The following is an 11,182-nucleotide window of genomic DNA, read 5'->3' as shown; positions in this document are numbered from 1 at the left end:
ATCTAAGAGCTAAAGGTGTGATAAACAGGATAAGCGGAGCCTCGCTAACGCAACGCAGCAGAACTGCCGACTGGCGTACGTGCAGGGCCAACCGACTGGCATGGACAGAGCAATGATAATTCGCAGAGAAAGCGGGAAAGATTGTCAGTGAAGAGAATTGTTGCGCCGATTGCTCAACCGACACATCAGCAGTTGCCACGATGCAAAGATAAAAAAATGGCAGCCATCTGGCTGCCATTGGGAGAGCACGATTCAGCGATCAAAGGGTCGCAGCGACTTCATCGGAGATGGAGCCGTTGTGATACACCTCTTGCACGTCGTCCAGATCTTCCAGCATGTCGATCAGACGCATCAGCTTGGGTGCAGTTTCTGCATCCAGCTCCGCTTCGGTGGAGGGGATCATGGTCACTTCGGCGCTCTGGGCTTTGAAGCCGGCAGCTTCCAGACCGTCCAGCACGGTACCGAAGTCGTTCGGGGTGGTGTACACCTCGATGGTGCCATCCTCTTCGGTGACCACGTCATCGGCGCCCGCTTCCAGCGCGGCATCCATCAGGGCATCTTCGTCTACGCCCACGAAAGTCAGCAGACCTTTCTTGCTGAACAGATAGGCAACGGAGCCGTCGGTACCCAGGTTGCCACCGCACTTGCTGAAGGCGTGACGCACTTCGGCTACGGTACGGTTACGGTTGTCGGTCAGGCACTCTACCATCACGGCAGAGCCAGCCGGGCCGTAACCTTCGTACACGATGGTCTCGAGCTGTTCGCCATCGCCACCACCGGCGCCACGCTGAATGGCACGGTTGATGGTGTCGCGGGTCATGTTGTTGGTCAGGGCGGCAGTCACCGCAGCACGCAGACGCGGGTTGTTGGCGGGATCGGCATCACCCAGACGCGCGGAGGTAGTGATTTCGCGGATCAGTTTGGTGAAGATCTTGCCACGCTTGGCGTCCTGAGCGGCCTTGCGGTGTTTGATGTTGGCCCATTTACTGTGACCTGCCATAGAGACTCTCCGTTATTTTTTAAATGTCAGTAACACTGATCATGACTAACCCAAGGGAAACACAGAGGCCGCACGGCGGCGGCCTCCGGTGCCGGTATCGGCTTACTCGTCGCCCTTGACGGTGGTTGCAATCGCCAGCTCACCCAGTTGGGCGGCATTGGCAAGGCTGGGGGCGTCTGTCATCAGACAGGCAGCCGCGGTCGTTTTCGGGAAGGCGATGACGTCCCGAATGTTTTCGGTGCCGGTCAGCAGCATGCTAAGACGGTCCAGACCGAAGGCCAGACCGGCGTGCGGCGGGGTGCCGTACTTCAGGGCATCCAGCAGGAAGCCAAACTTCAGACGCTGCTCGGCCGGGGTGATACCCAGGATATCGAACACGGTGGATTGCATCTCGCTGTTGTGGATACGGACAGAGCCGCCACCCACTTCGTAGCCGTTGATCACCATGTCGTAGGCGTTGGCGTAAGCACCCACAGGGTTGGCTTTCAGCTCGGCCGGGCTCATGTTGCTCGGCGCGGTGAACGGGTGGTGCATGGCGGCCAGACCACCTTCACCATCTTCCTCGAACATCGGGAAGTCGATGACCCACAGCGGTTTCCAGCTGTTCTCCAGCAGGCCCAGATCGCGACCCACTTTCAGACGCAGGGCGCCCATGGCATCGCAGACCACTTTCTTGCTGTCAGCGCCAAAGAAGATGATGTCGCCGTCGGCAGCGCCGGTACGAGCCAGGATCTCGCGCACGATGGCGTCAGAGAGGAACTTGGCAACCGGAGACTGCACGCCTTCGATGCCGTTGGCAGCTTCGTTAACCTTCATCCAGGCCAGGCCCTTGGCACCGTAGATGCCGACAAACTTGGTGTATTCGTCGATCTGCTTGCGAGAGAGCTCGGCGCCGCCCGGGACTTTCAGGGCAGCCACACGACCTTTCGGATCGTTGGCGGGGCCAGCGAACACGGCGAACTCGACAGCGGTCAGCAGATCAGCCACATCGACCAGCTCCATTGGCAGACGCAGGTCCGGCTTGTCGGAGCCGTAGCGACGCATGGCTTCGTCGAAGGTCATGATCGGGAAGTCGCCCAAATCCACGTTCAGGATGTGCAGCCACAGTTTGCGGATCATCTCTTCCATCACTTCACGCACCTGCGGCGCGGTCATGAAGGAGGTCTCCACGTCGATCTGGGTGAATTCCGGCTGGCGGTCGGCACGCAGGTCTTCGTCACGGAAGCACTTGACGATCTGGTAGTAGCGATCGAAGCCGGACATCATCAGCAACTGCTTGAACAGCTGGGGTGATTGCGGCAGAGCGTAGAACTTGCCCTTGTGCACGCGGCTCGGCACCAGATAGTCACGGGCACCTTCCGGAGTGGCCTTGGTCAGCATCGGGGTCTCGATATCGAGGAAGCCGTGCTCGTCCATGAAGCGGCGTACGAAGGCGCTGGCCTTGGCACGGGTCTTCAGGTACTTGGCCATCTCGGGACGACGCAGATCCAGGTAGCGATACTTGAGGCTGATCTCTTCGCTGTTGACCTGATTGAAGTCCAGCGGCAGCGGCTCGGCACGGTTGATGATGTTGAGTTCGTGGGCGAACACTTCGATGGCGCCAGTGGCCATGTCGCTGTTGCGCTGGGACTCGGGACGGGTGCGCACCACGCCGGTCACCTGGATGCAGAACTCGCCGCGCAGCTCGGAGGCCAGGGCGAACGCGTCCGGCTTGTCCGGATCGAAGAACACCTGAACGATCCCTTCCCGGTCGCGCATATCGATAAAGATCAGACCGCCGAGATCACGACGACGATGAACCCAACCGCACAATGTAATGGTCTGCCCTGCATGGGCCTCATTGACCTGTCCGCAATAGATAGAGCGCATGGACTTCTTCCTTCGAAATTGTAGAGAGACGGTTAACCTTGGGCCGCCGGGCACGACTGGCAAGCACCGTCTGTCTCACAGCTGGCCAGATTCTTTTTCTTACCCGGTTTGAAATCAGTCTCGTACCATCCGGTTCCCTTGAGCCGGAAGCCTGCCGCCGATATCAGCTTGACCAGATTCGGCTTGCTACAGGCCGGACAGTCGGTCAGGGGGGCATCGGAAAGCTTTTGCAGTTTTGCCAATTCATGGCCACAGACGTCGCAACGATATTCGTAGATAGGCATGGGTCACAAGAAATTGAAAAACAAAAGGGCTGGCATTATAGAGGAAAACCCCCTTTTGGGTAAAATGGCCAGCAGCCTCCTTTCGCCAGTTTTTTGCACTCGATGGCAAAAAGCGGGCAAAAAATCGGCACGAATGCACCAAGAGCGAAGAGATTAGCCACCATGAGCCTCTATTTGGGCCTGCCACAGTGGTCCCACCCCAGCTGGCCCGGCCAGTTGCTGGGCCTTGGCGCCAAGCCTGCCGAACACCTCGCCCACTACGCCACCGTGTTCAATTCGGTGGAGGGCAACACCACCTTCTACGCCCTGCCGACGCCGGACACGGTACAGCGCTGGGCTGATGCGGTGCCCAATCACTTTCGTTTCAACTTCAAATTTCCGCAAACCATCAGCCACCAGAGCGATCTGGTGAGCGCAGACAAACAAGTCGCCGACTTTATTCGCCTGCTCGCCCCGCTGCACGACAAGCTGGGGCTGCTCACCCTGCAGTTGCCCGCCCGTTTCGGGCCACAGGGGCTGGCCAGACTGGCGGCCTTCATCGATCGGCTGCCGCGGGCGTTTCGCTACGCCCTCGAAGTGCGTCACCCTGAGTTCTTCGCCAAGGGGGAGGCCGAGCGGGCATTGAACCGGCTGCTGATGGAACAGGGTGTGAACCGGGTGATGTTCGACAGCCGGCCACTCTTCTCGGTGCAAGCAACCACGCCAGCCCTTGTCGATGCCCAGGGCAAGAAACCGCGCCTGCCGGTGCATCTGCTGGCCACCGCCAACGCCCCCATGGTGCGCTTTATCGGCCTGCCGGATCCGGCGGCCAATCACCCCTTCCTGCCCAGCTGGCTCCCCCACTGGCGCCAGTGGCTGGCGGAGGGCAAGGATCTCTACCTCTATATACATACTGCCGACAACGCCCAGGCCCCCGAGCTGGCCCGCCAGATCACCCGCCTGCTGGAGCAGGAGATGGCCCCCTGGCCGGGGGAAAACGATCGCGCACGGCAGGGAGTGCTGCGCTTTTAGCCAACCCATTCTGCGGCCATCGTTTCGCTGCAAAAAAAGTGCTTTTTTGTGGCGTGGCAAGCCCTGGCGTCAAGACAAACGGCCATCAATCCTCTACACTACCGCCCCAAGTAAGGGTCCGGAACATGGCCCGTACGAACAGGACAGGTCCAAAGGATTTCACGACCAGCTACCCCGTTCGTAAACAGGTGATAAATCTACTCTGATGGGTGTCACCCAACGACTCAATTGAACAATACAGCCGGGTGATGTCCCGACTGTCAGGTTGCGCCAGCATGCATACCAAAGATCAAATTTTTGCCGCCCCGATCGCCCGATTGGGAGACTTCTGTTTTGACGAACAGGTCGTCGACGTGTTTCCCGATATGATCCAGCGCTCGGTGCCGGGTTACAGCAACATCATCTCTGCCATCGGCATGATGGCCGCCCGCTACGCCCAACCCGAGAGCCGACTCTATGATCTCGGCTGCTCACTGGGCGCCGCGACCCAGGCGATGCGTCGCCATGTCAGCCAGTCCGGCTGCCGCATCACCGCGGTGGATCTCTCCCATCCGATGATCGAGCGCGCCCGCGCCCACCTCTCCGGTTTCAAATCCGAGGTGCCGGTGGAGCTGGTGGAAGCAGATATCTGCGACATCGAGATCGAGAACGCCTCCGTGGTGGTGCTCAACTTCACCCTGCAATTTGTCGAACCAGAGAAACGGGCCGCCCTGATCCAGCGCATTCACGATGGTCTGCGCCCGGGCGGGATCCTGATCCTGAGCGAAAAGTTCCGCTTCGAAGATGAACCGGTCAACGAGCTGCTGATCGATCTGCATCTCGACTTCAAGCGGGCCAATGGCTACAGCGAGCTGGAGATCAGCCAGAAACGCACTGCCCTTGAGAACGTGATGCGCACCGACAGCCTGCCGGTGCATCAGGCACGCCTGCGGGATGCCGGTTTCGTCCATCAGGATCTCTGGTTCCAGTGCTTCAACTTCGGCTCCATGATTGCCATCAAATCCAGCGACGCCCAGCCATGATCGACTTTGCCAATTTCTATCAACTGATTGCCAAAAACCGGCTGAGCCACTGGCTGCATACCCTGCCCGCCCAGCTGCACGCCTGGCAACATGACAACCAGCATGGCGACCTGCCCCGCTGGAACCGCGCCCTCAACAAGCTGCCGGTGGTCTCCCCCGGCAACATCGAGCTGAAAAGCCGGGTCGAGATTGGCTCGGCCGAGAGCCTTGGCGAAGGGGAGCGCAAGAAGGTCGAGAGCCTGCTGCGCCACTTCATGCCCTGGCGCAAAGGGCCGTTCACCGTACACGGCATCCATATCGATACCGAGTGGCGCTCTGACTGGAAGTGGGATCGGGTGCTGCCCCATATCAGCCCGCTCGAAGGCCGTTACGTGCTGGATGTGGGCTGCGGCAGCGGTTACCACCTCTGGCGCATGGTGGGTGAAGGGGCCAAGCTGGCGGTCGGCATCGACCCGAGTTCGCTGTTCCTCTGCCAGTTCGAGGCCATTCGCCACTTCGCAGGCAATGATCAGCGCGCCCACCTGCTGCCGCTCGGTATTCAGGAGCTGCCGGAGCTGCGTGCCTTTGACACCGTCTTCTCCATGGGGGTGCTCTATCACCGCAAATCCCCCATCGAGCACATCGAGCAGCTGCGCAATCAATTGAAAGATGATGGCGAGCTGGTGCTGGAGACGCTAGTGATTGACGGCGGGGTCAACGACGTGCTGATGCCCACTGACCGTTACGGCAAGATGCGCAACGTCTGGTTTATTCCCTCAAGCCGCGCCCTCAAGCTGTGGGTCGAGCGCTGCGGCTTCACCGACGTGCGGATAGTAGACGAGAATATGACCAGCACCGACGAACAGCGTCGTACCGACTGGATGATTAATGAATCCCTGAGTGACTATCTGGATCCAGACAATCCGGCACTCACGGTAGAAGGACACCCGGCGCCGAAACGTGCCGTACTGATTGCCCGCAAGGCCAAAGACTAGCCGATGGCGATTCAGGAAGTTACACTGACCCAATTCCAGGAAGCACAGTTAAATGAATGACATGAAAAGCAAATTAAAAGGAATGACCCTGCTCTCCCTGCTTAGTCTCGGCGGGTGTGTCAATATGGAAAAAGCGCCTCAGGTTCCTGCTCTGACGCTGGCCGAGCTTCGTAGCGAGCTGAGCCAGAGCGAGCAGCGCCTGCAAACATCCATGGAACAGCAACAGAAGCAGTATGTGCAGCAACAGCACCTGCTGGTTCAGCTCAACACAGATGTCACCAATATGAAAGAGTCCGTCAAGCAAGTAGACCACAAGCTCGCCACCCTCCCCTCCGAGCCGCCCAAGCCGATGGCCATCCCCACCGAGAAGTGCCCGGCCCCCAATCAGGGTCACACCATCGATGGCAAGCTGATGGTCGGTGAAGCCGAGTGGATCTGGGTTGATGCGGCCAACGACGCCTTCCAGGCGCGGGTCGATACCGGTGCGACCACCTCCTCCATTAGTGCGCAGGAGATCACCATTTTCGAGCGCAACGGCAAAAACTGGGTGCGCTTTTTCCTGAGCCATCAGGAAGTGGACGACAAGATCCAGATCGAAGCGCCGCTGGTACGCCATGTGCGGGTGCGTCAGGCCTCTGCCGACGATCTGGACCGCCGTCCGGTGGTGCGTCTGGCCGTGCGCATTGGCGACATGACCGAGAAAGCCGAATTTACCCTGAAAGACCGTAGCGACATGACCTTCCCTGTGCTGCTGGGTCGCGAATTTTTGAAAGACATCGCCGTGGTTGATGTGGCCCGCGAATATATCCAACCCAAACCCAAGCTCAAGGATGTGAAATAATCCATGGTTTCCCGTAAGCCGTTCTATTTGCTGGTAGCCCTGCTGTACATTGTCGGCCTGGGGATGACGATCTATCACCATATCGCGTTGGATGTGCCGCTGACGCCCGGTGAAAAGCGCCAGATCTGGTCCATCGAAGCCAAGCTTGAGTTCGAGGCGACCGGTGAGCCGGTGATCGCCTCCCTGGCCATTCCGGGCACCCAGCCCGGTTTCACCCTGATGAACGAGAACGCCGCCAGCCCCGGCTACGGCCTCTCCTTCGTCGAGAAAGATGGTGATGCCCGCGCCGAGTGGTCCATCCGCACCGCCTCCGGCCGTCAGGAGCTCTACTACCGCGTCGACATGATGGCGGATGCCCACGCCAAACCGGCCGCCAATCCGCAGCCGCCAGCCATCGAGAAGCAGATCGAGAGTGAGCCTTATGCCACCGCGATGAAGCAGATCCTCGAGCGGGCACAGGAGCGCTCTGCCGACGGCTACACCCTGACTCGCGAGATCATCAAAGAGATCGAGAAGCAGGAGCAGAACGCCGAGCTGCTGAAAAAGCACAAGAGCCGCGCCAACCTGATCGCCGAGCTGCTCAACAATGCTGACGTCCCCACCCGCGTGGTGCATGCCCTGAATCTGGAAGATGGCCGCCGTCGTCAGGAGCTGGTGGATTACCTGCAGGTATTCAACAGCCCGACCGACTACAAGCTGTTCAACCCGCAAACCGGTGAACAGGGTCGTCCGGCCAACCTGCTGCTGTGGGAATATAACTCCGGCGCCCTGCTGGACGTGACCGGTGGTCACAACTCCCGTGTCAGCTTCTCGATGATCGAGCAGGAGCAGCCGGTCAGCGTAGCACTGGCGCAGAAGTTCGAAAAATCAGAGATGATGAACTTCTCCATCCACAGCCTGCCACTGGAAGAGCAGACCCTGTTCAAGGGCTTGCTGCTGATCCCTATCGGCGTGCTGATGGTGGTGTTCCTGCGGGTTCTGGTGGGGATCAAAACCTCCGGTACCTTTATGCCTGTGCTGATCGCGGTCGCCTTTATCCAGACCTCACTGGTCACCGGCCTCATCGGCTTCCTGCTGATCGTCGGCACCGGTCTCATCATCCGCTCCTATCTGTCGCGGCTTAACTTGCTGCTGGTCGCCCGAATATCGGCCATCATCATCATGGTTATCTCGATGATCGGTATTTTCTCCGCGTTCGCCTTCAAGCTGGGGCTGACCGACGGCATGAAGATCACCTTCTTCCCGATGATCATCCTCTCCTGGACCATCGAACGGATGTCCATCCTGTGGGAAGAAGAGGGCCCGAAAGAGGTGTTCCGCCAGGGTGGTGGCTCTCTACTGGTTGCCGTCATCGCCTATCTGGCCATGGATAACGAGCTTATTCGTCACCTCACCTTCAACTTCCTCGGCCTGCAGCTGGTGCTGATGGCGACCGTGCTGTTGATGGGTAACTACACCGGCTACAAGCTGAGCGAACTGAAGCGCTTCAAGCCGCTAGTGGACGAGATGAAATCTGGCGTCACCCCGGGTAAGGACAAGTAACCGATGTGGTTCTGGGAAAAATACACCACCCCGTGGAGCCTGTCCCAATCAGGCATCCTCGGCATGAACAAGCGCAACCACTCCTACATCAGCCGCTACAATCCGCGCAGCCTCTATCCGCTGGTGGATGACAAGCTGCAGACCAAGCAAATTGCGCTGGATGCAGGCGTTACCGTGCCTGAGCTTATCGGTACCATCCGTGCCCAGCACGATGTAGGTCGCATCACCGAGCTGGTAAAAGATTGGCCGGGCTTCTGCATCAAGCCGGCCCGTGGCTCGGGCGGCAAGGGGATCCTAGTGATCCTGCGTCAGGAAGATGGCCTCTTCTATAAACCCAACGGCAGCGCCTCCAACGGTCAGGATCTGGAGCGCCATGTCTCCAACATTCTGGCGGGGCTCTATTCCCTCGGCGGCAAGCCCGACGTGGCACTGGTGGAAGGCCTCATCAACTTTGATGATGTGTTCGACGGCTACTCTTTTGAAGGGGTACCCGATGCTCGGGTCATCATCTTCAAGGGGTTCCCGGTGATGGCGATGATGCGCCTCTCCACCGCCGCCTCCGACGGCAAGGCGAACCTGCACCAGGGCGCCGTGGGGGTGGGTCTGTGCCTGCGTACCGGTCGTGCCCTGCGGGCGGTGCAGTTTGGCAATCCGCTGCGCCACCATCCGGATACCGGCCTCGACCTCTATGAGCTCAAGGTGCCCCACTGGGATACCCTGCTCACCCTGGCCGCCTCCTGCTACGAGATGTCGGGTCTGGGCTATATAGGTACTGACATGGTGCTGGACAAGTTCCGCGGCCCCATGCTGCTGGAGCTCAATGCCCGTCCCGGCCTTGCCATCCAGATCGCCAACGGTCGCGGCCTGGTACCCAATCTCAAGACCATCGAGAAGCTGGGCCAGGTGAAGATGAACGTGGAGCAGCGGGTCAATTTCGCCAAGGATCACTTCGGGATCTTTGATGAATAACGCCTCCGCTTGTGAACTGAGCGCGCCTATGGCGCGCTTTTTTTATGGCTATTGTCTGTCGGCACATCCCGTTCCCAACCATAGGGTCAGCACCTCATTTCGAAACGACGAGTACGCCAGCGAACGGCAGCTTGGAGTAGCGAGGAGAGCGATGGAACGATGGAACGATGGAACGATGGAACGATGGAACGATGGAACGATGGAACGATGGAACGATGGAACGATGGAACGATGGAACGAGAAGAGTGTGGCCACTATGTCAGAGGATGGATAAATCTCAGGTATAAAAAAACCGGCGCCAAGATGCTAATGCCGATCAGTTAAGGATCCATTGACCGATCCTTCTGTTGTGTGAAAATCCGAAACCTGTTGATTGGTTTCGGATTTTTTATGCGTATCGCTCACGCTCTCGACTTCCTCCACGCTAGCAATGCCGCTCAGTTTGAGTCACTCTCAGACCTCATTCCTCCCGAGCTCATCACGACGCTGCTCGCCGAAGAGGATATCGCGACCCTGCGTCGTCGCCGCATGCCCATGGAGCGTCTGGTCTGGGCCATCATCGGCATGGCCATCTTCTGCCACGTCCCCATGGTAATCCCCCCATTTTTAGGGGCATCCAAAAGTAGGGACTATGCGGCCTTTGCCAGGTGCTGTTTTGGCGTGAAGCCACCCAGCGCCATATTGGGACGTTCATGGTTATAAAGCCACTGCCAGTTCGTTGCAAACTCCTGTAACTCATGGAGTGATTCAAATATGTAATGACCCAGCCAATCGTAGCGTACCGTCCGATTAAACCGCTCGATGTAGGCATTCTGCTGCGGATTGCCGGGCTGAATGTAACCCAACCGGATCTCCTGCTTCTCAGCCCATCTCTTCAGCTCTTCGCTGATGTACTCCGGGCCATTATCGCAGCGGATCTCCGCCGGCTTGCCACGCCACGCGATCACCTGCTCCAGCGCCCGTTTCACCCGGGCTGCCGGCAAGGAGAAATCCACCTCAATGCACTGTGCCTCACGATTAAAGTCGTCGATCACATTAAAGAGCCGGACTGAGCGACCATCACTGAGCTGATCGTGCATGAAATCCATTGACCAGCAGTGGTTGGGCTGGTCAGGAACCGCCAATGGCGTCGGTTTGGCACGCACCAGCCGTTTCTTAGGCCTTATCCGTAGATTGAGCTCAAGCTCCCGATAAATCCGGTACACCCGTTTGTGGTTCCAACCAAACCCTTTGACGTTGCGCAAGTAGAGGAAGCAGAGCCCGAAGCACCAGTTGCGCTGGCTGGCCGTGATCCGTAGCAGCCAGTCAGCAATCTTCTGGTTTTCATCGGCTAGCACGGGCTGGTAGCGATAACAGCTTTCGCTGACCATGAATACCCGGCAAGCCAAGCGGATGGATATGGCGTAGTGAGCCACGGCCTGGGTCGCCATCTCCCGGCGGGCTGATGGCGTTACCACTTTTTTGCCATGGCCTCGGTGATGATCTCGGCCTTGAGGCGCTCCTCGGCATACATCTTCTTGAGTCGGCGGTTTTCGTCCTCCAACTCCTTGAGGCGAGCCATGAGGGAGGCATCCATCCCGCCAAATTTGGAACGCCATTTGTAGAATGGTTGTCGTGCTGATGCCAGGCTCGCGACAGAGCTCAGGGACGGGCTGTAGTGGTCAACTAAA

At 58.6% G+C, this 11,182-nt stretch carries 9 protein-coding genes and 2 pseudogenes; 7 read left to right on the top strand and 4 right to left on the bottom strand.

Features of this window, described 5'->3' with window-relative positions; genetic code table 11:
* Window positions 1-259 precede the first annotated feature (259 nt).
* The 3 genes from AACT07_RS20660 to AACT07_RS20650 form a co-directional block, all read right to left on the bottom strand.
* Complete coding sequence (locus AACT07_RS20660; protein WP_005337681.1) at window positions 260-1,000, bottom strand: YebC/PmpR family DNA-binding transcriptional regulator; 741 nt, start codon at window positions 998-1,000, stop codon at window positions 260-262.
* Window positions 1,001-1,102: 102 nt separating this feature from the next.
* Window positions 1,103-2,869 carry an aspartate--tRNA ligase gene (gene aspS, locus AACT07_RS20655; RefSeq protein WP_005337684.1) on the bottom strand — a complete coding sequence of 589 codons (1,767 nt, stop codon included), beginning with the start codon at window positions 2,867-2,869 and terminating at the stop codon, window positions 1,103-1,105.
* A gap of 32 nt (window positions 2,870-2,901) precedes the next feature.
* Window positions 2,902-3,153 carry an FmdB family zinc ribbon protein gene (locus AACT07_RS20650; protein ID WP_005337686.1) on the bottom strand — a complete coding sequence of 84 codons (252 nt, stop codon included), beginning with the start codon at window positions 3,151-3,153 and terminating at the stop codon, window positions 2,902-2,904.
* 162 nt (window positions 3,154-3,315) lie between these two features.
* Here AACT07_RS20650 and AACT07_RS20645 point away from each other — a divergent pair, with 162 nt between their 5' ends.
* From AACT07_RS20645 to AACT07_RS20615, 7 genes and pseudogenes are all read left to right on the top strand, one after another.
* Window positions 3,316-4,164 (top strand): DUF72 domain-containing protein, encoded by an 849-nt coding sequence (locus AACT07_RS20645; RefSeq protein ID WP_069529807.1) that lies wholly within the window; start codon window positions 3,316-3,318, stop codon window positions 4,162-4,164.
* Window positions 4,165-4,439: 275 nt separating this feature from the next.
* Window positions 4,440-5,186, top strand: coding sequence for a carboxy-S-adenosyl-L-methionine synthase CmoA (gene cmoA, locus AACT07_RS20640; protein WP_069529805.1), 747 nt, complete (start codon window positions 4,440-4,442; stop codon window positions 5,184-5,186).
* Window positions 5,183-6,160: a tRNA 5-methoxyuridine(34)/uridine 5-oxyacetic acid(34) synthase CmoB gene (cmoB, locus tag AACT07_RS20635; protein ID WP_069529803.1), complete on the top strand. Its 978-nt coding sequence runs from the start codon at window positions 5,183-5,185 to the stop codon at window positions 6,158-6,160. Before cmoA ends, cmoB begins: the two co-directional genes overlap by 4 nt.
* Before the next feature lie 52 nt (window positions 6,161-6,212).
* Window positions 6,213-7,001: an ATP-dependent zinc protease family protein gene (locus tag AACT07_RS20630; RefSeq protein WP_005337698.1), complete on the top strand. Its 789-nt coding sequence runs from the start codon at window positions 6,213-6,215 to the stop codon at window positions 6,999-7,001.
* Between the two features lie 3 nt (window positions 7,002-7,004).
* The gene (locus AACT07_RS20625) at window positions 7,005-8,543 is read left to right on the top strand and encodes an inactive transglutaminase family protein (protein WP_005337699.1); all 1,539 of its coding nucleotides are present in this window, start codon (window positions 7,005-7,007) and stop codon (window positions 8,541-8,543) included.
* Between the two features lie 3 nt (window positions 8,544-8,546).
* A complete protein-coding gene (locus tag AACT07_RS20620; protein ID WP_069529802.1) occupies window positions 8,547-9,512 on the top strand; it encodes an alpha-L-glutamate ligase-like protein in 966 nt (321 codons plus the stop codon).
* Between the two features lie 390 nt (window positions 9,513-9,902).
* A pseudogene (locus AACT07_RS20615) lies at window positions 9,903-10,103 on the top strand (transposase domain-containing protein); the annotation flags it as partial.
* A 38-nt stretch (window positions 10,104-10,141) separates the two neighbouring features.
* Here AACT07_RS20615 and AACT07_RS20610 read toward each other — a convergent pair.
* Window positions 10,142-11,164: pseudogene (locus tag AACT07_RS20610) on the bottom strand (IS3 family transposase); the annotation flags it as partial.
* Between the last annotated feature and the right edge of the window lie 18 nt (window positions 11,165-11,182).

The sequence above is a fragment of the Aeromonas sp. ANP5 genome (assembly GCF_963870295.1).
GTDB classification, from domain to species: Bacteria; Pseudomonadota; Gammaproteobacteria; order Enterobacterales; family Aeromonadaceae; genus Aeromonas; species Aeromonas veronii.
Note: the sequence above shows the minus strand (reverse complement) of the source record. Positions and strands in the feature narration are given on the sequence as shown.